We start from the raw sequence: 20,889 nt of genomic DNA, 5'->3' as shown, positions 1-20,889 counted from the left end.
GACGTCTCAGGAGAGTTGGAGGAGCCCCCGGAGAAGGTCCCGGCTTTCGGCCGGATCCGGACCGTCCTTCTGGAGCTTCTCCATCACCCGCTGGTACTGGGCGACCTCCTCGCGCTTGTCGAGGTAGAGGGCGCTGGTGAGCTGTTCGAGGTAGACGACGTCGGAGAGGTCGGACTCGGGGAAGCTCAGCATCGTGAAGGCGCCGCTCTCGCCGGCATGACCGCCGTAGCTGAAGGGCATGATCTGGAGCGTGACGCCCGGGTGCTCGGAGATCTCGATGAGGTGCCTCAACTGCCCCCGCATGACCGACCGGTCGCCGTAGGGGCGGCGCAGCGCGGCCTCGTCGAGGACGGCGTGGAACTGCGGGGCGCGCTCGGAGACCAGGATCTTCTGGCGCTCCAGGCGCAGGGCGACCCGGCGGTCGATCTCGGCGCGCGAGGCCTCGGGCATGCCGCGGGTGACGACGGCCTGGGCGTAGTCCTCGGTCTGCAACAGGCCGTGGACGAACTGCACTTCGTAGACGCGGATGAGGGAGGCGGCGCCCTCCAGGCCGATGTACGTCTGGAACCAGCCGGGCAGGACGTCGCCGAAGCTGTGCCACCAGCCGGCGACGTTGGCCTCGCGGGCGAGCCCGAGGAGCGCGCCGCGCTCGGCCTCGTCCCCGACCCCGTAGAGGGTGAGCAGATCCTCGACGTCCCTGGCCTTGAAGCTCACCCTTCCCAACTCCATACGGCTGATCTTGGATTCGGACGCACGGATCGAATAACCGGCAGCCTCGCGGGTGATCCCGCGCGACTCGCGCAGCCGCCTCAGCTGGGAGCCCAGCAGGATGCGCCGCACCACGCTCCCGCTCGCTCCGCTCGATTCGCCTGCGGTCACGGCTCTTCGCCTCCCCTTCACGGTGTCGAGCCCCCGTCGAGCCCCGGATTCTGCCATCAAACGCTTCAGCGCGTACACATTCGATTACGGAAAGGCGGCGACTTCCGGGCATCCGCGCGCACAGTGTGGGCACAGTGCGCGCGGATCGCGGAAAGTTCCCCTCATCGGGTGGACGACTTATGCACAGATTCGGCACGGGGACGGACAGGTCCGGCGCGTGCACGTGCATCTGCCCTTGCATCCCGTGGGCGCATTGGGAACCATGGAGCCCGCGCAGCCGCGTACTCGTTCGTGTTGTCGTGTTGTCGCACCACAGTCGCGATTCCCGGGAGTGCCTCGCATGGGGACGAATGGATCGACCGTGCTCGAGCCGTTACGGCAGGGCCTTCCGCCGATCGATCCCGGCGCCGTCTCCACCTCCGCCTCCTGCGCCCTGCCCGCCCGGTACGAAGCCGTGCGCGGGGCCCGCAAGTTCACCAGTGCCACGCTCGACCGCTGGGAACTGACGGAGCGTTTCGACGACGTGGCCCTGGTCGTCTCCGAACTCGTCACCAACGCGCTGCGGCACGCCGTACCCGCCGACGCGCCGCAGGGAGAAGGCCAGAACCCGCCGGTCCGGCTGCACCTGATGCGCTGGGCCTCGCGCCTGGTGTGCGCCGTGCGCGACCCCAGCCGGGAGAGCCCGGAGGCGCGCGGCGGCGAGGAGGACTTCTCCGCCGAGTCGGGACGCGGTCTCTTCCTGGTGGACTCGTTCAGCGACAGCTGGGGCTGGCACCCGCTCGCCGGGACACTCCAGGGCAAGGTGGTGTGGGCGCTGTTCCGGATCGGACCGGACCAGCAGCCCTCGTGAGCGGTACGAAGGAAGGGCCCCGGCGCATGACGCCGGGGCCCTTCTCGTATGCCTTCGCGCTCACACCAGGTGGTCGAACTCCCCGTCCTTGACGCCCAGCAGGAGTGCCTCTATCTCCGCGGGCGTGTAGACGAGGGCGGGGCCGTCGGGGTGGCGCGAGTTGCGCACGGCGACGTCGCCCCCCGGCAGTTTGGCGAACTCCACGCAGGATCCCTGGGAGTTACTGTGCCGGCTCTTCTGCCACACGACTCCTCGCAGCTCCGTGGCCGCCATGCCGTTGTACGCGTGATGCGCATGATGCACTGGTAGCTCCCCGAGTTGCTTGGTGCAGGTGTCAACTTCCTCGGATCATAGCTGTGTTCATATGCCGATGCATGAGCAGATGCACGTGCACAGGGGGTGGCGTAGCGGCTACGCGACGGAGAGTTCTACCGGCGGGTATCCCCACCGGAGCCGTGACTGCGGGGAGGTCAGCGCTCCTCTCGGAAGTCGACGTGCCGGCCGGCGACCGGGTCGAACTTGCGCAGGGTGAGACGGTCGGGGTCGTTGCGGCGGTTCTTGCGGGTGACGTAGGTGAATCCGGTCCCCGCGGTGGACCGGAGCTTCAGGACGGGGCGGAGTTCATTGCGTGCCATGCCATGCAGAGTAAGTGAAAACGAATCCCATTGCCAACAATGGGGAGGAGAGATGGGTCACCCTCCCCCCGAGGAGCTCATCCGTGCCGCGCCGACCCCATGAGGGCCGTCGTGAGCTCCTCCAGGCACTCCAGGAGCAGGGCGGCGCCCTTGTGGAGCAGGAAGTGGTCCGGCGGCTGCGCCGACCAGGCCGTGACCGTCTCGCGCAGGTCGTCCCAGTGCGGCTCCCTGCGCTCCCGCACCTCCTTCGCACCCCGCTCCGTCGACCGGCGCAGGGACTCGGCGAGGGCCGCCGCGGCGGGCACGGGCGGGGCGCCGCGCTCCGGCAGATGCGCCTCCAGGAGCATCGCCACCCGGCCGAACTCCGCGAGCGCGTGCTCGGCCTGCTCCACCGCCGCGTGCGAGAGCCCCCGGTGCCGCACCGGCTCGTGGGTCGCCCGGGCCACCGCCTCCTGCCAGGCGACCCGGGCCGCGCGGGTCCTCAGGAGCGCCTCCCGCACGTCGGGGCTGGCCGGACCGGCCGGATCGGCGTACCGCGCGGCGACGACGGCCGCGAACGCGCCGACCGACGCCAGCCAGTCCGCGAGCCGGCCGCGCAGCCGGGGCGTCTCCCAGGCCGGGTAGACGGCGTACGACAGCATCGCCAGGACCCCGCCGAGCAGGGTCAGCAGGACCCGCTCCCGTACGGTCTGGGTCAGGCCCGCGCCCTCCATGCCGAGCAGGAAGACGACGTACGCGGAGACGAAGGTCTGCCCGGCCGCGTACCCCGTCCGCATCAGCAGGTACATCCCGAACGCGCACACCACCGCGAGCGCGGCGGACAGGTACGTGCCCGGATGCGCCGACCGGACGACCGCCGTCGCCAGCGCCACCCCGACCAGGGTGCCGCCGAAGCGCGCCACCGAGCGCGCGTACGTCTGCGAGAAGTCCGGGCGCATCACCATCACCGAGGCCATCGGCGCCCAGTAGCCGTGCCCGAAGGGCAGCCACGTGCCCAGCAGATAGCCGGCGGCCGTGACCGCCGAGACGCGGACCGCGTGCCGCAGGACCGGGGAGTCGGGGCGCAGCTCGGCGCGCACCTCCGCGATGACGACCGGCACGAGCTGGAGGAGGGTGGGGCGGGTACGGGTGCCCGCTCCTGCCGGGGCCCCCGCGGCCTCCGGCGTCTCCGGCGTCTCCGTGCGGGGGTCCGCCGTCTCGACCACGTCGCCGAGCAGGGCCGTCAGGCGGAGGGCCGCCCGGCGGGACGGACCCTTGAGGATCGCGTCGGTGTCCGGGGTACGGAGGGCGGCCGGCGGCAGCGTCACCGGCACGCCGTGCCGGATCGCGTGCGCGGCGGCGTCCAGGACCTCGGCCGCCGCGGCCAGCAGCTCCCGCACCCGGGCCCGTTCCGGCCCCTCCTCCGGCACGCCGACCGCAGGGTCCGCGAGCGAGGCGAGCACCGGGCGGATCCGCTCCGCGAGCCCCCGCGCACCGTGCAGCTCCGCGGGGCGGGTACGGGCCTGGCGGGGCGTCACGGCGGCGGCGCTCCGCGCCGTCATGAGCGGTACGGGATCGAACGGGGCGACCGGATCGTGGCGCAGCCGACGGGCGTAGTCCGCCTCCGCGGCGAGCGCGTCCGCGAGGGCGTCGCGCTGGGCGCCCCAGCGGCGCACGGGAAGGAGGACGACGAGCACGGCCTGGACGACACCACCCGCGAAGATCATGACGGCGTGGCCGGCGGCGGTGGCGACGGAGGTCGGGAGCGTGACCGTCACCAGCATGATCGCCACGTTGGAGGAGGCGATGATGCCGGCGGTCGGACCCGCGGCCCAGGCCAGGCCCGACAGGAACGTCCAGAAGAGCAGCAGGGCGAGGAAGAGGGCCTCGTGGGCGCCCGTGAGATAGCCGAGGAACGTCGAGACGGCGAGGCTGGCGCCGGAGGCCAGGGCGAGGGTGGGGCGGGGGCGCCAGGAACGCTGGAAGGTGGCGATGGCCGCCTGGAAGGCACCGAAGGCGGAGGACACGGCGACGGCGGGGCCGAAGAGGGCGAGGGAGAGGCCGACGACCAGGGCGAGGCCGAGGGCGCCTCGGGCCGCGACGGCGGGTTCGAGCCGCTGCCGCTCGACGGTGAGCCCGGAGCGGGCGGTCTCCTTCAGCGCCCGGAGCCAGCTCATGCTCCAGAGCGTATCCGCGAACCCGGATGAAACGGTCGCTAACCCTACGATCCGGGCGGCTGTCCGGGCCTGCTTCCCGCTCGCTGCGGCTGCACCGCCCCCGGCCCTGAGGGCCACCCGGTGTGGGCCGCGCGTCCCGTGGCCCCGGGTGTGGGCCGCGCTCCCGTGACCCTGGTCGCGGGCCGCACTTCCCGTGGCCCCGGTCGCGGACCGTACCTCCCGTGACCCCGGTTGTGGGCAGGCGTTCCGCGGGGCGGAACGGGTGGGCACAACCCCACGACGGCGCCGCACGCCGGGTGCGGGTCCAGGCGCGGAAGCCTGGGCCCGGCAAGGGCGCCGTCCCGTGTGCCCACCCTCCCCCAAGCTCTCGGCTTCGCTCGAGCAGGGGGGACCCCCCTCGCCCCAGCGGGACGATTGCCCACACGGCGGGCGGGCGGGGGCATCGCCCCGGCGGCCGCAGCCCGCACGGCGGCGGGGGCGCCGGCCGGGGAGCGCGGCCCACACGGCGGGGGCGCCGCCCCGGGGGGCGCACCCCGCACCGGGCGGGCGGGGTGTCGGCCCGGTGGGCGGGGTGTCGGCCCGGTGGGTGGGGGCGTCGTGCGGGTGGTGGGGCTACGGCAAGGGGGGGCGGTTCGGGTGGAGGCCCGCGGCGTCGGCCGCCGTCGCGCCGTGGTTCCAGCCCGCCTCGTCCCACGCCGCCCGCACCCGCGTCGCCCTCGTCTCGGGGAAGAGTTCGTCCGTGCGGGCCGTGACCGCGACCTCGCGCGACGCGAGGGCCGGGAGGAGCGTCGGGGCCTCGGCCGCCACCCGCCGGGACGTCGCCGAGAGCCGGGCGCCGAGCCGGTTCGCGTACGCGAGGAGGAAGGACTGCCGGAACGACTTCGTGCGCTTGCGGCCGCCCGCCCGCTGCTCCGCCTCCGCCCGCGTCATCGCCGCCGTGCCCTGGACGAGGAGCGAGGTGTAGAGCAGCTCGACCGGGTCGAGGTCCGCCTCGAAGCCGACGACGGTCGAGAAGCCGTACGCCTCGTTCCACACGGCCCGGCAGTGGTTCGCCGTCGCCACCGCGTCGAGCAGGATCGCCTTCGCCTGCTCGTACGGCGGCTCCACCCCGATCCGGATCGCGCCCGGCGTCTCCGGGGACGGCGCGCCCGCCGCGAGCGTGGCCTCGTCCAGGCTGTGCCGGGCCATCAGTTCCTGCGCCTTCGCCGTGAGCGCCTCCGCCTCCTCCGGGTATCCGGTCGCCTCCGCCTTCGCGAGCAGCGCCCTGATCCGGGTGAGCATCCGGGGCTCGCCCGCCGCCGCGGGCGGCAGGGCCTCCCCGGGGACGGGTCCCACCGCGTCCAGGCGCGGCAGCCGGACGAGCAGCCGGTACAGCTCCAGGACGGTCGTCGCCCGCGAGAAGCGGTCCGTCGGGCGCCCCTCCTCCGTGTCCAGTTCGTCGATCTGCGCCTGCCAGCGGTGCGGGAGCCGTTCGTAGCCCGCCGTCTCCGCCCTGATCAGCCCGGCGAGGAGCCGTACGTGCTCGTCCGCGAGCTCGCGGCGCGCCATGCGGACGAGGTCGGCCGGCTGCCAGCCCCGTATCCACAGCGTCCGCACGAACTCCTCGCCCCGCCGGTCCCGTTCCGCGTCCGCGCCCGGGTCGGCGGCGAGCAGTGAGGCCGCCGTGTCGAGGGAGCCGTCGTCGCTCGCGTACAGCGCCTCGAAGGCCTTGTCGATGGTGGTGACGCCGCTCACGCCGTGCCCCTCGCGTCCCATTCCTCGCGCGACCGGGCGATCATCGCACGGTGGTCGAGCGACCAGTCGATCAGCTGCTTGATGAGGTGGGTCATGCTGTGCCCGGTCTCGGTCAGCGCGTACTCCACCTGCGGCGGGGTCGTCGGGTACACCGTCCGCGAGACGAGCCCGTCCCGTTCGAGGCGGCGCAGCGTGAGCGTCAGCATCCGCTGCGAGACGCCGGTGACGAGCCGCTGGAGCTCCCTGAACCGCCGTGGTCCCGCCGCCAGTTCGACGACGACGTGCACCGTCCACTTGTCGCCGAGCCGGTCCTGGACGTCCCGCACCCCGCAGTCCTCGGCGCAGCTCACCAGGGGCTCGGTGGTTACCTCCGTGTGCCCTTCCGACATCGATGTGCCTCCTTCCGCGATCTTGTCCGTCCGGTCACGATGATCCTCGACAGTCCTCGATGGTCTCAGCCGTCACGTCCCCTGGGGGAATCCATGCTGCTCGTCACCGGCGTCTCCGGCGCCCTCGGCTCCCTCGTCGCCGAGCGGCTCGCCGGTCGCGACGACGTCGTCCTCGGCACCCGCGCCGGGCTCCCCGGCACCCGCCCGCTCGACTTCGACGCCCCGGAGACCCTCCCGGAGGCCTTCGCCGGCGTGGAGACCCTCCTCCTCATATCCGCCGGGTACGGGGAGGACGACGTGGTGATCGCCCGCCACGAGGCCGCGATCTCCGCCGCCGAGGCCGCCGGCGTCCGGCACGTCGTCTACACCAGCCTCTCCGGCGACGGCGACCACCTCACGTACGCGCTCGCGCACCGCTGGACCGAGCGGCGGCTGCGGCGGTCCACGACGCTCGACTGGACGATCCTCCGCAACGGCCTGTACGCCGAGCTCCTGACGTGGATCGCCGTCCCCGACGCCGACAACCGCATCACCGGCCCCCTCGGCGAGGGCCGTCTCGCCGCCGTCGCCCGCGCGGACCTCGCCGACATCGCCGTCTCCGTCGCCACGGACCCGGCCGCCCACCGCGGCCGGGTGTACGAGCTCGTCGGCGAGCGTCCCCTCGGCGGCGCCGACCTGGCGGCGGCCCTCGGCGCCGAGTACGCCCCCGGCACGCTCGCGGAGGCCCGCGCCGCGATCGCCGCCTCCGGGGCCGTGCCCTTCCAGGTGCCGATGCTGGCGAGCACGTACTCGGCGATCGCCCACGGCTTCATGGACGGTACGGGCGTGGAGCGCGGCGACCTGCGCGCGCTGCTCGGCGGGCGCGAACCCCTCGACGCGCTGGACGTGTTCGTGAAGGCGGTACGGGAGGGGTGAGCCCGGCCCGGGGGTAGGGCCAGGCATACCCCCGGGACGCCCGCTGGTGGTCGTGATCGGGGCGGGCCGAGACGGTTCGCTTGAGCCATGACCTCGAACGCCGCCGTACGGCTCCGCCGGCTCACCCGGCACCACCGGGACGTCCACGCCCTCGACGGCGTCGACCTCGACTTCCGCACCGGGACCTTCACCGCCGTCATGGGGCCCTCCGGCTCCGGCAAGTCCACGCTCCTCCAGTGCGCCGCCGGGCTCGACCGGCCCACCTCGGGGACCGTGGAGGTCGGTGGCGTCGCCCTGGACGGGCTGAGCGAGCGGCGCCTCACGCTGCTGCGGCGGGACCGGATCGGCTTCGTCTTCCAGTCCTTCAACCTGCTGCCCTCCCTGACCGCCGCGCAGAACGTGGCCCTCCCGCTCCGGCTCGCCGGCCGCCGCCCGTCCCGTACGGAGGTACGGGAGGCCCTCGCGCGCGTGGGGCTCGTCGGCCGGGAGCGGCACCGGCCCGGCGAACTGTCCGGCGGCCAGCAGCAACGGGTCGCGATCGCCCGCGCGCTGATCACCCGGCCCGCCGTCCTCTTCGGCGACGAACCGACCGGCGCGCTCGACTCGACGACGAGCCGTGAGGTCCTCGACATGCTGCGGGGCCTCGTCGACCGCGACGGCCAGACGATCGTCATGGTCACCCACGACCCGGTGGCGGCGTCCCGCGCGGACCGCGTGGTCTTCCTGGTCGACGGACGCCTCGCGGGCGAACTGACGGACCCGACGGTGGAGTCGGTCACGGCACGGATGACGGCCTTGGAGACGGGCGGGGGCGGGGCGGACACGGGCGGAGGCGGGGGCAGGAGTGGCGCGGGTACGGGTCGCGTCGGTGCCGTGCGTGGTCGTGCGGGCGCGTCGGCGGGAGGTTCCTCGTGCTGAGCGTCCTCTTCCGTGGGCTCCGTGACCGCTGGGCCTCCTTCCTCGGCGGGTTCGTCGCGCTCGCGCTCGGTGTCGGGCTGCTCGTCACCATGGGGCTCGGCCTCTCCGCCACCTTTCACGCGCCCGAGCGTTCTCCCCAGCGGTTCGCGGCCTCCCCCGTCGTCGTCCAGGGCCAGGACCGGCTGACACTGGACGTGCGGCGCGGGCCCGGCACCGTACCGGTGGAGCGGCGGCTCGACCGTCCACAGCCTGTGGACGACGGGGTGCTCCGCGAGCTCCGCGCCCGCTGGACCGTCACCGCTTCGGGCGGCCCCGACGCCGTCGGCGTCGACGCCCCCGCCGCCGAGGTCCGTGCGCTCGTCGGCGGCCGCGCCCGGGTCCTCACCGGGGCCGAGCGCACGCAGGCCGACCCCGACCCCGAACGGGACGCCCGCGCGCTCGTCGCCCTCAACGCCCTCCTCGGCACCTCCGGCGGCGTCACCGCCTTCGTCTCCGTCTTCGTCGTCGCCTCCACCTTCGCCTTCGCCGTGGCGCTGCGCCGGCGCGAGTTCGGGCTCCTCCGGACCGCCGGGGCCACCCCCGGCCAGATCCGACGGCTCCTCCTCGCCGAGGCGGCGGTGCTCGGCGTGCTCGCCTCCGCCGCCGGGTGCGCGCTCGGCGCCCTCGGCGCGCCCCTCCTCGCCCGGACCCTCGTCGACGGCGGCCTCGCGCCCGCGTGGTTCACGATCGGCGGAGCCTCCTGGCCGTTCCACACGGCCTTCTGGACCGGCGTGGCCGTCGCGCTGGCCGGGGCCGTCGCCGCGTCCCGGCGGGCCGGGAAGGTCGGACCGACGGCCGCGCTGCGGGAGGCGGACGTCGACGCCGACGCCCTGCCCCTCGGCCGGGCCGTCCTCGGCACGGGCCTGCTCCTGGCCGGGCTCGGGCTCCTCGTCTGGACCTGCGCCACCGAGCCGTCCGCGCTGCTCAAGCGGAAGACGTACACGACCCTCCCGATGCTCCTGATCACCGGCGTCGCGCTCCTCTCGCCGCTCCTCGTCCGGCCGGTGGCCCGACTGCTGCCGTCGGGCCGCGGGGCGGTGGGGACGCTCGTACGGGAGAACAGCGCGGCCGCCGTCCGCCGCACCGCCGCCGTCGCCGCGCCCGTCCTCGTGACCGTGGCACTCGCCGGGACGCTGTTCGGCTCGGCGACGAGCGTCACGCGCGCGAAGGAGGCGGAGGCGCGGGAGCAGACAGCCGCTCAGTACGTGGTGAGCGGGAAGGAGTTGAGCCCCGTGACGGCGTCGGCCGGGGCCGTCCTCTCCGCCACCGGGGCGACCTCCGTCTTCGTACGGGACGGGGCCGAGGCCGTCGTGAAGTACGGGGCGCGGGCGGTCGCCGACCCGGCCGCGTTCGCGGAGCTCGCCCGGCTGCCGGTGGTCGCCGGGGACCTGCGGGACCTGGACGACCGGTCGATCGTCGTCAACGAGGAGTTCGAGCGGCACCGGGTCGGCGAGACGGTGGAGGTGTGGCGGGCGGACGGAAGCGGTCCGGTACGACTCCGGGTCGCGGCCGTCCTCGCGCTCGGGACCGGCGACAACGGGCCCTACGTCACCCGGGCGAACGCGCCGGGCTCCGCCCTCGACCGGATCGACGCGCGCGGGGGCGGGACGGCGACGGTCCGGGCCCTGGAGGCGAGCGGCGGAACCGTCTCGCCCGAGCGCCGACCGGGCGGCAACCCGCAGAACCGGCTCGGCATGATCCTGGTCCTCGGCATCGCCCTCGTCTACACGGTGATCGGCCTCGCCAACACCCTACTGATGGCGACCTCCGTACGAGGCGGGGAACTGGCCTCGCTGCGGCTCGCCGGAGCCACCCGCGGGCAGATCCTGCGGGTCGTGACGGGCGAGGCGGCGCTCGCCGTCGCCATCGGCACGGGGCTCGGCCTGGTGGTGACGGGTGTCGTCCTGGGCGCCCTGGGAGCGGGCCTCGCGGCCCTCTCGGCGCCCGTGGTCCTGGCCCTGCCGTGGACGGTGATCGGCGCGGCTGCGGGCACCTGCGCGACGGTCGCGGTCGCGGCGGCGGCGCTCCCCGCGTGGCGCCTCACGCGCTGAGCGGCCATGGTGGGACGACGGGGCGGTGACCGGGGTCGGAGCCGGGTCACCGCCCCTGCCCGCGTGCGCGTGCGGGGTGTCCGCACGGCCGGCGCCCGTGGGTGTCCGCCCGCCCCACCCCCGTGGGGGCGGGCGGACGCCCCGCCGCGGGGCCGCGCCCGCTGCGCGGCCCTCCGCGTGTGCTTCGCCCGCCCGACGGCGCCCCCGCCCGTGTGGGCAGTCGTCCCGCTGGGGCGAGGGGGTCCCCCTCGCCCCGGCGGAACGCATGCCCACAACGGGGGCAGGAGGGGCGGGCGCCGTCCCGTCGGGCACCGTCCCAGCGGGCGCTCCCACAACGGCGGGCGCGGGGGGTGGGCGCCGCCCGGGGGCGAGGCACACACGGGGCGCCGCCCCCTGGGCTCAGGGGCGGGGCGCCGCGGCTAGGCGGGCCAGTCCGGGGACAGGATCGACCAGATCTCCTCGTCGTGCCGGGTGCCCCGGTACGCGTAGCTGCCCCTCAGGACGCCGTCCCGCGTCATCCCCAGCCGCCGCGCCACCGCGATGCTGGGCTCGTTGTCGGAGGACACCACCCACTCCACCCGGTGGATGCCCCGTACCCGGATCGCCCAGTCGATGAGCGCCCGCGCCGCCCGGGTCACCAGGCCCTTGCCGACGCCCGCCGGCTCCAGCCAGCAGCCCGCCTCGGCGTAGGAGCCCTCCAGGTCGAGCCTCCGGAGGATCACCGCGCCGACGAGCGTGCCGTCGGACCAGATGCCGTGGATCCGGCCCGTGTCGGTCGCCGCCTTCTCCGCGTACGCACGGAGGAACGCCCTGCTCGACTCCAGGTCCGTCACGACGTCGGGGAGGCCGTTGCGCGCGCCGATGAACTCCCGTCCCCGGTCCATGTGCGCGAGGAACTCCTCGGCCTGCCACGGTTCCAGCGGGCGCAGCTCCGCGCCGTCGTCACCCAGGGACATCGCGTACATCCGCGTCACACTCCTCCGTCGGGAGGGAGGGATGCTACGGGATCAGGACGATCTTGCCGCGTACATGACCCGACTCGCTCGACTCCTGGGCGCGGGCCGCCTCCTTCAGCGGCAGCGCCTCGGCCAGGCGGACCGTGAGCGCGCCCTCCACCGCCAGGCGGGCCTGGGCGACGAGGCCGCGCCGCACGTCGTCCGGGTCGCCCGTGACGCCGGAGAAGACGATGCCGTGCTCCTCCGCGTCCGTCGCCGCGATCGTCACGATCCGCTCCTTCGCCGCGTCGCCGCCGCCGAGCAGTTCGATGGCGACCGGCAGCACGCCGTGCCCGGCCGCGTCGAAGACCGCGTCGACGCCCTCCGGGGCGGCGGCGCGGACCCGGTCGGCGAGGCCGTCCCCGTACGTGACGGGGATCGCGCCGAGTTCGCGCAGGTAGGCGTGGTTGGACTCCGAGGCGCTGCCGATCACGGTGATCCCGGCCGCGACCGCGAGCTGGACGGCCACCGAGCCGACGACGCCGGCCGCGCCGTGCAGGAACAGGGTCTCGCCCTCCCGCACCCGCAGCAGGTCCAGGACGCGCTGGGCGGTCTCGCCGGCCACCGGGAGGCTCGCGGCGGCCTCCCAGGAGAGCCCGGCGGGCTTGGGGGCGACGGTGCCGGCGATGGCGTACTCGGCGTAGGCGCCGGTCTTCGTCCAGCCGAGGACCTCGTCGCCGACGGCCAGGTCGGTGACGCCCTCGCCGAGCGCGTCGACGGTGCCGGCGAACTCCAGGCCCGGGACGGCGGGGAAGGTGGTCGGGTAGAACGCCTCGACCCAGCCGTGACGGCGCTTCCAGTCCACCGGGTTGACCCCGACCGCCGCCACCTTGACCCGGACCTCGCCGGGGCCGGGCTCCGGCTTCGCGACGCCGGTCTCGTGGCGCAGCACCTCGGGGCCGCCGAACTCCTCGTACACGATCGCTTCCATCTCAGCCTCCGCTGCTGCCCGTTCGATCTTGGATGCCTCAAGACTGCGCTGCCGGGCACCGGTTCCCCGCCCGTCCAACGGCCAGTCCCACCTGGCCGAAAGACGGGCCGTCACCTGGCCGCCCCGCACTAGGCTGCACCGCATGGACGCGTCCACGCTGACCACCGCGTACGAGATCATCCGGCAGCCGCTCGGGGAGATCCTCCCCGAGGTCTCGGCCGCCCTCGCCCCGCTCGTCCCGCACGTCGACGCGGCCGAACTCTCCACCCACTGCGCCCACTCCCCCTTCAAGGCACTCGGCGGTACGGAGCTGATGACCGCCGCCGAACTGACCCCGCTGCTCGCGGCCGGCGTCCCCGACGCCCCCTGGCAGGGCCGCGCGACGATCGGCGGCCGCGAGCGCGAGGTCGTCGCCGTCACCAGTCACGCGACCCGGCGCGGGGCGGTCCTCGTGCTCGTACGGGAGGACGGCGCCGCCCCCGTCGACGCGGCCGCGCTCACCGTGGCGCAGGCGCTGTGGGACCTGGTCACCGGGCACTTCGACCGGTTCGCGACGGAAGCCGTGCCGGGCGCGCTCGCCCGCTCACGGGCCGCCGCCGACACCCGGGCCCGGGTCATCGCCGAACTCACCGGCGCGCACGCGGCGGCGCTCTCCGGCGTCCTCGGGGTGCTCCGCAGCCGGGTCCTCGACGACACGACCGCCCGCACCACCGCCACCGACCTGGCCGCGTCCGCGCTGATCGAGATGCGGGCCGAACAGCGGCGGGACCGGGCGCTCGCGGAGGAGCCCGCACAGGACGCCTTCGAGCGGCTCGCCGGCGAACTGCGGCCGATGCTCCGGCACAGCAAGGTCCGGCTCGAACTGGGCGCGCCCGACTCGACGCGCTCGCTCGCGGCGGACGTCGCCCACAGCGCGCGGGCCATCGTCCGGTCGCTGCTCCTGATCGTCCTGGAACAGGACTCCGTGCAGCGCGTCCACGTCGGCTGGCAGCTGACCGAACACGAACTGCGGGCGTCCGTGCGGGACGACGGCGCCGGCGCGCTCGCCCCCTGCGACCTGGGCGCCGGAACGATCCGGGACCGGCTCGACGTGCTCGGCGGACGGCTCGACATGGACGCGGTCCCCGGCTGGGGCACGACCATCACGGCCGTCATCCCCCTCGCGACCCCCGAGGCGCCCGTCGAGGCCGCCCACCCGCTGACCGGGCTCGGCGACCGGGAGGTGGAGGTACTGCGGCACCTGGCGCTCGGGCACCGGAACCGGCGGATCGCGCAGGAGCTGCACATCAGCGAGTCCACGGTGAAGTTCCACGTCGCGAACATCCTGAACAAGCTGGGGGTCGACTCACGGGGCGAGGCGGCGGCCCTCTTCCACGCGGCGGCATAACCGGCCCGGCGCGGGCCGCGCCCCCGGCGCCCCCGTTCCGCCGGGGCGGCACCCACCCCCACGCCCGCCCACCCCGTTGTGGGCAGTTGCTCCACCGGCGCGGTGCCCACCCCCTTCGCCCACCCCGTTGTGGGCAATCGTTCCGCTGGGGCGAGGGGGTCCCCCCTGCTCGAGCGGGACGATTGCCCACACGGGCAGGGGCGGCGGGAAGGGCACCACCCGGCGGGCGCAGCCCACACGGGCGGGTGGGAACCGCCCGGCGGGTGCGGCCCGCACGGGGGTGGGCAGGGGCGTCGGCCGGTGGGCGTGGGCACGCCCCGCGGGTGGGTGCCGCCCCGCGGGCGTGGTCCAGGGGGGTGTCAGTGGGGGCTGTCAGACTCGCGGGTATGGGTGAGAGGTGGGCGTTGGCGGCCGAGGCCGAAGGGGACGGAGCACTGCTCGTGCCCCTCGGTCCGGACGGGCTGCCCGCAGGCGAGGCGCGGCGCGAGCCGGACCTGGTGGCGGCCGTGCGGGCGCGGCCCGAAGTGGCCCGCTGGGTGTGGCGGTCGACGGCCGAGGTCTATCCCCGGCTGCTCGCCGCCGGCGTCCGCGTCGAGCGGTGCTACGACGTGGAGGACGCCGAGCAGCTCCTCCTGGGCCACGAGGGCCGGCTCGGCGAGCCCCGGTCGGCCGCCGCCGCCTGGGCGCGCCTGCGGAACGCCCCCGTACCGCCCGATCCGCCGCAGCGCGCCGCCGAGCCCGGTTCGCAGGACTCGCTCTTCGAGCCGCGCCCCACGGTCTCCGTGCCCTTCGACGGTCTCCTCGCGGTCTACGCGGAGCAGCTGCGCCGCCATGACCGGGCGGAGCATCCGGGCAGGATGCGGCTGCTCACGGCCGCCGAGTCGGCGGGGATGCTGGTGGCCGCCGAGATGCACCGGGCCGGGCTGCCGTGGCGGGCGGACGTGCACCGGGAGCTGCTGGGCGAGCTGCTCGGCGAGCGGTACGCGGGCGGGGGCGAGCCGCGCCGTCTCGCGGAGCTCGCGGACGAGGTGTCGGCGGCTTTCGGCCGGCGGGTCCGGCCGGATCTGCCGGCCGATGTGGTGAAGGCCTTCGCGCAGGCCGGGATCCGGGTCAGGTCCACGCGCCGCTGGGAGCTCGCCGAGCTGGACCACCCGGCGGTGGAGCCCCTCCTCGCGTACAAGAAGCTGTACCGGATCTGGACGGCGCACGGCTGGTCGTGGCTGGCCGACTGGGTGCGGGACGGCCGCTTCCGGCCGGAGTACCTGCCGGGCGGCACGGTCAGCGGGCGCTGGACGACGAACGGCGGCGGCGCCCTGCAGATCCCGAAGGTGATCCGGCGGGCGGTGGTCGCCGACGAGGGCTGGCGGCTGGTGGTGGCCGACGCCGATCAGATGGAGCCGCGCGTCCTCGCCGCGATCTCCCGCGACCCGGGTCTGATGGAGGTCGCCGGGCACCCCGACGACCTCTACACCCGGCTCTCCGACCGGGCCTTCTCCGGCGACCGCGGCCACGCGAAGCTCGCGCTGCTCGGCGCGATCTACGGGCAGACGAGCGGTGACGGCCTGAAGAACCTGGCGGCGCTGCGGCGCCGTTTCCCGCGGGCGGTGGCCTATGTCGACGAGGCGGCGAAGGCGGGCGAGGAGGGCCGGCTGGTGCGGACCTGGCTGGGCCGGACCAGCCCGCGGGCGGTCGGCTCGGACGGGGACGAGGAGGCAGGGCTCCCGCAGGACGTCGGCGAACCGGAGCGGGAGGGCGGCGAGTTCGTCCCCGGATACGCCTCGGGGAACGCGCGGGCGCGCGGCCGGTTCACCCGTAACTTCGTCGTGCAGGGCAGCGCCGCCGACTGGGCGCTGCTGATGCTGGCCGCGCTGCGGCGCTCGCTCTCCGGGATGCGGGCCGAGCTGGTGTTCTTCCAGCACGACGAGGTGATCGTGCACTGTCCGGCGGAGGAGGCGGAGGCGGTGACGGAGGCGATCCGGGCGGCCGGGGACGAGGCCGGGCGGATCGCGTTCGGGGAGACGCCGGTCCGGTTCCCGTTCACGACGGCGACGGTCGAGCGGTACGCGGACGCGAAGTAGGCCGGACGGGACGGTGGCGGTACGGTCCCCCGTCCCGTACCACCACCGATGATCATCCTGGTCTTCCTACTTCAGCGGCAGCTTCCGCCACTTCGGGCTCAGCGCGATCGCCTTCAGCTGCTCCATCGTCAGCGCGGGCTCGGCGCGCGTGGCGGCCTCGTGCTGCGCGCCCGAGTTGAAGGCGGAGACGCTGACCCGGAAGCCCTTCGGGCTCAGGGTGTCGACGCTCCACCAGACGACCCCGGCGCCGCCCTTCTCGCCGGCCTGCTGCGTGGACCTGACCTTGGTGCCGCCGGGCAGGGTGACGACGCCGGCGCCGGTGAAGAGGCCTTCGATCCCGTCCCCGGGGAGGGGCTGGACGTCGACGCCGACGAGGCTCGCGCCCTTGCCGTCGTCGACGACGACGTAGCCGTGGCCGTCCCCGCCGCCGTGGGACTCGACGGTGACGCCGCCGGGCAGCAGGGAGCGCAGGGTGGCCTGGACGGCGGCCGCGCTCGGCACGGAGGGCGCCCGGCCCGGGCCCTCGGGGGACTTGGGCAGCTCGGGGAGCTGCCGCAGGAGCGGCCCCCAGGCGTCGGCCGTGACGAGGGCCTTCAGCTGGGCGGGGCTGAAGGGGGGGGTCTCGCGGCTGATCGCGGCGCCCTTCTCGGCGGCGGCGTTGTACTCGCTCGCGTCGATCACGATCCCGTCCTTGGTGAGCAGGACCGCCCGCCAGTTCTTGGTCTCCTCGCGCTTGTCGGGGTACTCGTACCCCTGGAACACCATGAGCCGGTCACCGCCCGGCAGCCGCTCGCTGGTGCAGGAGTCGAAGGGGACGAGGGCCCTGTCGGGGCACATGACCTGGTCGATGCCGGACTCGGCGGTCTCGCCGGCCCGGTAGAGGCCGACGCTGACGCCCGCCTCGCCGCGGCCGTCGTCGTAGACGCCGGTGGCGGACTGGCCCTTGCCGTCCAGGTCGTCGAACCGCCACTGCCCGGCCGGGGTGTGGGCCTTGAGGACGGCGGCGATGTCCTTCACCGGGATCTGCGGCTGGGCGAAGGGCTTCTTGCCGGTGCGGGCGCCGGTGCCGGTGCCGTTGGCCTGGCCGGGCTGCGGGGGCGCCGCCACGGAGGTCGTCGTCGCCTGCCCGGCGGGGCCGAGCAGCGAACCGCCGTAGGCGCCGCCGATGCCGACGGCGGCGAGCGCGACGACGCCGCCGGTCACCGCGAGGCGGCGGCGCACCAGGCGGCGCCGGCCGCGCCGGAGCCCGCCCGCGACCAGCTCGCGCCGGTCGTCGACGGCGAAGCCGTCACCGGTGCTGCGCAGGACCGCGCCGAGCTCCTCCTCGAAGCGCTCGTGCGAGGCTCCGTCGTGCTGGGATCCTTCGTTCTGGGGCATGCCGAGATCACCGTCTCCGGTCGTGGACGAGAAGTACTGAGATGGGCGAGAAGTACTGGGAGCTGTGTCGTGTTCAGCGGGTGGCGAAGGCGACGAGGCTGCCGCCGAGCCGTTCCCGCAGCTTCGCGAGCGCGCGCACCGAGCGGGTGCGTACCGCGGCGGAGCTGACGTGCAGGGCCTCGGCGGTCTCCTCGATGCTGCGGTCCTCCCAGTAGCGCAGCACCACGACCGCCCGGTCCTTCGGCGCCAGCGCGGCCAGCGCGTCGAGCAGCGCGACCCGCAGCGCCGGGTCCTCGCCGTGCTCGGGCGCGCGGTCGGGCAGCTCGCCGAGGGGCCGCTCGGTGGCCGAGCGGCGCCGCTGGTGGCTGAGGAACGTGCGGACGAGCACGGTCTGGGCGTACGCGGCGGGGTTCCCGATCCGGGTCACGCGGCCCCAGAGGGCGTACATCCGGCCGAGCGTCTCCTGGGTGAGGTCTTCGGCGAGATGCGTGTCGCCGCTGGTCAGCAGGCACGCCGAGCGGAACAGGTGCCCCGTGCGTGCGGAGGCGAACTCCTGGAACTCGTCCGCGCGGGACTTTCTCATGCCCCTCCTTTCCCTCGCGGTCACGTGGCGTGGCCGCCGTACACCTCATTGACGCGATGGGGGCGCGGAAATGTTTCAGCCAAGATGTTTCAGCGAAATCGGAGAGTTCGGAGGGGATTCCCAGAGGATGGCCGCTCGGCGTATTCGAAGAAGCGGAATCGGGTAATCCTTTTGGTATGAACACTCTCAGCGCAGCAGAGAACCTGGCCGCTGGAGTCTGGCAGTCAGGTATGGGGCAGGTCCTCGGTGGTCTCGTCCTCGTGGCCGTCCTCATCGGGGCCTTCTGGTACGGCTACCGGGTCCGCAACCGCGAACCCGAGCCCCCGAAGCCGGAGGAGCAGCCCCACCGGCCCGACACCGGGGCGCTCCCCGGCGAGACGTCCGAATACCGCAAGCCGGCCGAGATGCCGCAGACCGACGGCGAGCACCGGCTCATGCCCTACCAGCTCAAGAACGGCGGCACGGAGACCTCGTCCGACCCGCCGTCCGAGGAGAAGCGCAAGTGGGGCGGCATCTCCAGCGGAGGCTTCGGCAGCGGAGGCACCGGACACGGCGACTGACCCCGGACACGGACCCCGGACCGGCCGCCCGGACACGGCCCCGGCCCGGCCGCCGGAGGCGGGCCCGGACGCAGGAAAAGCCCAGCCGCACACGCGGCTGGGCTTGGTCCGGCCCCGTGGGGCTCCGGCCCTGTCCGGCTCGATCCTGCCCCGCCCGGCCCGGGCGCCTTCGTACGGCCCCGCCCGGCCCGGGCGCCTTCGTGCGGTCCCGGGCGGCCCGGGCGCCTTCGTGCGGTCCCGGGCGGCCCCGTACGGCCTGGTCCGGCCCCTCCCCGACCCCCGCTACGCCCGGACGGCGCCCGCGGGGTCGCCCGCCGGGTCCCCGCCCAGGACGCGGCCCGCGCGCGAGGCGATGTGGGCCGGCGGGGCGAAGTCCGCCGGGAGGATCGGGTCCGTGACCGGCTCGCCGAAGGTGGTCACCACCGGGAGCACCCCCGCCCACAGACCGAGCGCCGCGTCCTCGGACTCGCCGTCGTCCGGCGGCCCGCCGGCGGTCTTCACCGAGGCCTCGGTGAGGTCGAGCGCGAGCACCGCGGTCGCGGCCAGCTCCTTGCGGCTCGGCTGCCGCGCGTACTCCCACTGGCCCGGCGAGCTCTGCTCGGTCAGGGCCCGCAGGCCGCGGAGCTTCTCCTCCGGGTCGGTGACGATCTCGGGAACGCCGTAGATCATCGCGCAGCGGTAGTTGACCCCGTGCTCGAAGACGGAACGGGCGAGGACGAGGCCGTCGACGTGCGTGACCGTGACGCAGACGGTGGTGTCGGGGGCCTGGACCAGGCTGCGGCTGGCGACCGAACCGTGCAGGTAGAGCCGGTCGCCGTCCACCCCGTACGCGGTGGGCACCACCGTCGTCGTGCCGTCGACGGTGACGCCGAGGTGGCAGAGGAAGCCCGCGGCGAGCACCGCGTCCAGGTCGGCCCGCCGGTGGCTCCCCTTGTGACGCATCCGGCGCAGCCGGGTCCGCTCGGTGACGGACAGCTCGTCGCCGGCCTCCGTGGGGGTGGTGGTGCTCATGGTGCCCTCTCGTCAAAGTGTGGGTGGAGAGTGTTGTACGGGGGATCAGCCGGTCACCGCCACCGGCGCCCGCCTGTCGGAACGGCGGCGGGCGGCCAGGGAGTCGCAGATCTCGCCGGCCCGGACGGCGGCCATCGACAGCAGGTTGGCCGTGATGCCGTGCGAGTGCTCGGTGCCGCCCATCAGATAGATCCCGGCCTCCACCTCCGGCGCCGTCTGCACCCGGTAGTCGCGGCGCACCCGCAGCCGGCCGTCCTCGTCCCGCGCGCAGGCGGCGTCGAGCTCGCCGAGCAGCCGGGCCGGGTCGGGCTCGGAGTAGCCGGTGGCGTAGACGACCGCGTCCGCGTCCATCGTCTCCGTCTCGCCCGTCGCGAGGTTACGCACCTGGACGCGGACGCCGTCGGGGCCCTCCTCGACCTCGGTGAGCCGGGTGACGCCGAGGATCCGCAGCCGCTGCTCGCCGCGCACCTTCTCCTGGTACGAGCGGCGGTAGAGCTCCTCGATGAGATCCATGTCGACGACGCCGTAGTTGGTGTTGCGGTGGTAGTCCATGAGCGCCCGGCGGACGGACGGCTCGGCACCGTGGTAGAGGTCGACGGCCGCCGGGTCGAAGATCCGGTTCGCGTACGGGCTGTCGTCGGCCGGGCTGTAGCCGTACCGGGTGTGGACGGCGACGACCTCGGCCCCCTCGTACGTCCGGTGCAGGTGGTCGGCGATCTCGGCGGCGCTCTGGCCGGCTCCGGCGACGACGAAGCGGCGCGGCTCGTCGGTGGGCAGCGCGGCGAGCCGGTGCAGGAACTCGCTGCTGTGCCAGAGGCGTTCGGAGGACTCGACGCCCTCGGGGAGCCGGGGCACGAGGCCGGTGCCGACGACGAGGTTCCGCGCCCGGTACGTGACGGCCTCCGCCTCGCCGAAGGCGGCGACGTCGACCTCGACGACGGGGCCCGACGCCTCCGCCGTTCCCGCCGGACGGATGGCGGTGACCTCCAGGCCGTAACGGACCATGTGGTCCACGCCGTCGGCGGCCCACTGGAGGTAGTCGTGGAACTCCTCGCGGGTCGGGAACAGCACCTTGTGGTTGATGAAGTCGACGAGGCGGCCCCGGTCGTGGAGGTACGGCACGAAGCCGAAGCGGCTGCGCGGATTGCGCATCGTGGCCAGGTCCTTGAGGAACGAGACCTGCATGGTGGCGTCCGGGATCAGCATGCCCCGGTGCCAGCCGAAGCTCGGCTGCTTCTCCAGGAAGACGGCCGTGAGCCGCTCGTCGGGCGCGGCCTGCTCGTTGTACTCCTCGATCGCGATCGCGAGGGCGAGGTTGGCGGGCCCGAAGCCGACACCGACGACGTCGTAGACGGGGGTGGTCTCGTTCACGGTCTCGTTCACGGTCTCGTTCATGGCGAA

The 20,889-nt window shown here is 74.6% G+C and carries 19 protein-coding genes; 7 read left to right on the top strand and 12 right to left on the bottom strand.

Translation table 11 applies throughout. The features are described from left to right. Window positions 1–6: 6 nt before the first annotated feature. Window positions 7–879: a helix-turn-helix domain-containing protein gene (locus tag BLW86_RS20830; protein ID WP_093875431.1), complete on the bottom strand. Its 873-nt coding sequence runs from the start codon at window positions 877–879 to the stop codon at window positions 7–9. A 340-nt stretch (window positions 880–1,219) separates the two neighbouring features. Between BLW86_RS20830 and BLW86_RS20825 the strand changes: the two genes are divergently transcribed. Beyond that, window positions 1,220–1,729: an ATP-binding protein gene (locus BLW86_RS20825; protein WP_093875430.1), complete on the top strand. Its 510-nt coding sequence runs from the start codon at window positions 1,220–1,222 to the stop codon at window positions 1,727–1,729. Between the two features lie 60 nt (window positions 1,730–1,789). On the opposite strand, the gene BLW86_RS20820 is transcribed toward BLW86_RS20825, so the two are convergent. From BLW86_RS20820 to BLW86_RS20800, 5 genes are all read right to left on the bottom strand, one after another. Further along, entirely contained in the window at window positions 1,790–2,002 is a 213-nt protein-coding gene (locus BLW86_RS20820) for a DUF397 domain-containing protein (protein WP_063992029.1), read from the bottom strand. Between the two features lie 197 nt (window positions 2,003–2,199). Continuing rightward, window positions 2,200–2,364 carry a 50S ribosomal protein L33 gene (gene rpmG, locus BLW86_RS20815; RefSeq protein WP_093875429.1) on the bottom strand — a complete coding sequence of 55 codons (165 nt, stop codon included), beginning with the start codon at window positions 2,362–2,364 and terminating at the stop codon, window positions 2,200–2,202. A 77-nt stretch (window positions 2,365–2,441) separates the two neighbouring features. After that, the gene (locus BLW86_RS20810) at window positions 2,442–4,520 is read right to left on the bottom strand and encodes an FUSC family protein (RefSeq protein WP_093875428.1); all 2,079 of its coding nucleotides are present in this window, start codon (window positions 4,518–4,520) and stop codon (window positions 2,442–2,444) included. Between the two features lie 612 nt (window positions 4,521–5,132). Continuing rightward, a complete protein-coding gene (locus BLW86_RS20805; protein ID WP_093875427.1) occupies window positions 5,133–6,275 on the bottom strand; it encodes a DUF2786 domain-containing protein in 1,143 nt (380 codons plus the stop codon). After that, window positions 6,251–6,643: a winged helix-turn-helix transcriptional regulator gene (locus BLW86_RS20800; RefSeq protein ID WP_093875426.1), complete on the bottom strand. Its 393-nt coding sequence runs from the start codon at window positions 6,641–6,643 to the stop codon at window positions 6,251–6,253. The genes BLW86_RS20805 and BLW86_RS20800 overlap by 25 nt, the downstream gene beginning before the upstream one ends. A gap of 93 nt (window positions 6,644–6,736) precedes the next feature. Between BLW86_RS20800 and BLW86_RS20795 the strand changes: the two genes are divergently transcribed. From BLW86_RS20795 to BLW86_RS20785, 3 genes are all read left to right on the top strand, one after another. Continuing rightward, entirely contained in the window at window positions 6,737–7,558 is an 822-nt protein-coding gene (locus tag BLW86_RS20795) for an NAD(P)H-binding protein (protein ID WP_093875425.1), read from the top strand. Between the two features lie 87 nt (window positions 7,559–7,645). Further along, window positions 7,646–8,476, top strand: coding sequence for an ABC transporter ATP-binding protein (locus BLW86_RS20790; protein ID WP_093875424.1), 831 nt, complete (start codon window positions 7,646–7,648; stop codon window positions 8,474–8,476). After that, window positions 8,470–10,566, top strand: a complete 2,097-nt coding sequence (locus BLW86_RS20785) for an ABC transporter permease (RefSeq protein WP_093875423.1) — start codon at window positions 8,470–8,472, stop codon at window positions 10,564–10,566. The genes BLW86_RS20790 and BLW86_RS20785 overlap by 7 nt, the downstream gene beginning before the upstream one ends. 419 nt (window positions 10,567–10,985) lie before the next feature. Here the strand turns inward: BLW86_RS20785 and BLW86_RS20780 are convergent, their stop codons facing one another. Together BLW86_RS20780 and BLW86_RS20775 are read right to left on the bottom strand one after the other, a co-directional pair. After that, the gene (locus BLW86_RS20780; RefSeq protein WP_093875422.1) at window positions 10,986–11,531 is read right to left on the bottom strand and encodes a GNAT family N-acetyltransferase; all 546 of its coding nucleotides are present in this window, start codon (window positions 11,529–11,531) and stop codon (window positions 10,986–10,988) included. Between the two features lie 34 nt (window positions 11,532–11,565). Next, complete coding sequence (locus BLW86_RS20775; RefSeq protein WP_093875421.1) at window positions 11,566–12,492, bottom strand: NADP-dependent oxidoreductase; 927 nt, start codon at window positions 12,490–12,492, stop codon at window positions 11,566–11,568. Between the two features lie 142 nt (window positions 12,493–12,634). Here BLW86_RS20775 and BLW86_RS20770 point away from each other — a divergent pair, with 142 nt between their 5' ends. Next, on the top strand, window positions 12,635–13,879 hold the full coding sequence (locus BLW86_RS20770) for a helix-turn-helix transcriptional regulator (protein ID WP_093875420.1): 1,245 nt from the start codon (window positions 12,635–12,637) through the stop codon (window positions 13,877–13,879). Between the two features lie 386 nt (window positions 13,880–14,265). Next, entirely contained in the window at window positions 14,266–15,957 is a 1,692-nt protein-coding gene (locus tag BLW86_RS20765; RefSeq protein ID WP_093875419.1) for a bifunctional 3'-5' exonuclease/DNA polymerase, read from the top strand. A 66-nt stretch (window positions 15,958–16,023) separates the two neighbouring features. Here the strand turns inward: BLW86_RS20765 and BLW86_RS20760 are convergent, their stop codons facing one another. Then, complete coding sequence (locus BLW86_RS20760; protein ID WP_093875418.1) at window positions 16,024–17,334, bottom strand: hypothetical protein; 1,311 nt, start codon at window positions 17,332–17,334, stop codon at window positions 16,024–16,026. Between the two features lie 73 nt (window positions 17,335–17,407). Next, window positions 17,408–17,917 carry a SigE family RNA polymerase sigma factor gene (locus BLW86_RS20755; protein ID WP_093875417.1) on the bottom strand — a complete coding sequence of 170 codons (510 nt, stop codon included), beginning with the start codon at window positions 17,915–17,917 and terminating at the stop codon, window positions 17,408–17,410. A 176-nt stretch (window positions 17,918–18,093) separates the two neighbouring features. Here BLW86_RS20755 and BLW86_RS20750 point away from each other — a divergent pair, with 176 nt between their 5' ends. Next, a complete protein-coding gene (locus BLW86_RS20750; RefSeq protein ID WP_093875416.1) occupies window positions 18,094–18,477 on the top strand; it encodes a DUF6479 family protein in 384 nt (127 codons plus the stop codon). A gap of 282 nt (window positions 18,478–18,759) precedes the next feature. Here BLW86_RS20750 and BLW86_RS20745 read toward each other — a convergent pair whose 3' ends face one another. Next, window positions 18,760–19,488 (bottom strand): pyridoxamine 5'-phosphate oxidase family protein, encoded by a 729-nt coding sequence (locus tag BLW86_RS20745; RefSeq protein ID WP_093875415.1) that lies wholly within the window; start codon window positions 19,486–19,488, stop codon window positions 18,760–18,762. 45 nt (window positions 19,489–19,533) lie between these two features. Next, complete coding sequence (locus BLW86_RS20740) at window positions 19,534–20,883, bottom strand: lysine N(6)-hydroxylase/L-ornithine N(5)-oxygenase family protein (RefSeq protein WP_093875414.1); 1,350 nt, start codon at window positions 20,881–20,883, stop codon at window positions 19,534–19,536. Between the last annotated feature and the right edge of the window lie 6 nt (window positions 20,884–20,889).

The sequence above is a fragment of the Streptomyces sp. TLI_105 genome (assembly GCF_900105415.1).
In the GTDB taxonomy this organism is placed as follows: domain Bacteria; phylum Actinomycetota; class Actinomycetes; order Streptomycetales; family Streptomycetaceae; genus Streptomyces.
Note: the sequence above shows the minus strand (reverse complement) of the source record. Positions and strands in the feature narration are given on the sequence as shown.

Bases quoted from the DNA above. Each gene is read 5' to 3' on its own strand.
- BLW86_RS20745 (WP_093875415.1), bottom strand. From the start codon at position 19,488: ATGAGCACCACCACCCCCACGGAGGCCGGCGACGAGCTGTCCGTCACC.
- BLW86_RS20780 (WP_093875422.1), bottom strand. From the start codon at position 11,531: ATGTACGCGATGTCCCTGGGTGACGACGGCGCGGAGCTGCGCCCGCTG.
- BLW86_RS20795 (WP_093875425.1), top strand. From the start codon at position 6,737: ATGCTGCTCGTCACCGGCGTCTCCGGCGCCCTCGGCTCCCTCGTCGCC.
- BLW86_RS20805 (WP_093875427.1), bottom strand. From the start codon at position 6,275: ATGGGACGCGAGGGGCACGGCGTGAGCGGCGTCACCACCATCGACAAG.
- BLW86_RS20755 (WP_093875417.1), bottom strand. From the start codon at position 17,917: ATGAGAAAGTCCCGCGCGGACGAGTTCCAGGAGTTCGCCTCCGCACGC.
- BLW86_RS20810 (WP_093875428.1), bottom strand. From the start codon at position 4,520: ATGAGCTGGCTCCGGGCGCTGAAGGAGACCGCCCGCTCCGGGCTCACC.
- BLW86_RS20770 (WP_093875420.1), top strand. From the start codon at position 12,635: ATGGACGCGTCCACGCTGACCACCGCGTACGAGATCATCCGGCAGCCG.
- BLW86_RS20775 (WP_093875421.1), bottom strand. From the start codon at position 12,492: ATGGAAGCGATCGTGTACGAGGAGTTCGGCGGCCCCGAGGTGCTGCGC.
- BLW86_RS20760 (WP_093875418.1), bottom strand. From the start codon at position 17,334: ATGCCCCAGAACGAAGGATCCCAGCACGACGGAGCCTCGCACGAGCGC.
- BLW86_RS20800 (WP_093875426.1), bottom strand. From the start codon at position 6,643: ATGTCGGAAGGGCACACGGAGGTAACCACCGAGCCCCTGGTGAGCTGC.
- BLW86_RS20790 (WP_093875424.1), top strand. From the start codon at position 7,646: ATGACCTCGAACGCCGCCGTACGGCTCCGCCGGCTCACCCGGCACCAC.
- BLW86_RS20750 (WP_093875416.1), top strand. From the start codon at position 18,094: ATGAACACTCTCAGCGCAGCAGAGAACCTGGCCGCTGGAGTCTGGCAG.
- BLW86_RS20765 (WP_093875419.1), top strand. From the start codon at position 14,266: ATGGGTGAGAGGTGGGCGTTGGCGGCCGAGGCCGAAGGGGACGGAGCA.
- BLW86_RS20825 (WP_093875430.1), top strand. From the start codon at position 1,220: ATGGGGACGAATGGATCGACCGTGCTCGAGCCGTTACGGCAGGGCCTT.
- BLW86_RS20740 (WP_093875414.1), bottom strand. From the start codon at position 20,883: ATGAACGAGACCGTGAACGAGACCGTGAACGAGACCACCCCCGTCTAC.
- rpmG (WP_093875429.1), bottom strand. From the start codon at position 2,364: ATGGCACGCAATGAACTCCGCCCCGTCCTGAAGCTCCGGTCCACCGCG.
- BLW86_RS20820 (WP_063992029.1), bottom strand. From the start codon at position 2,002: ATGGCGGCCACGGAGCTGCGAGGAGTCGTGTGGCAGAAGAGCCGGCAC.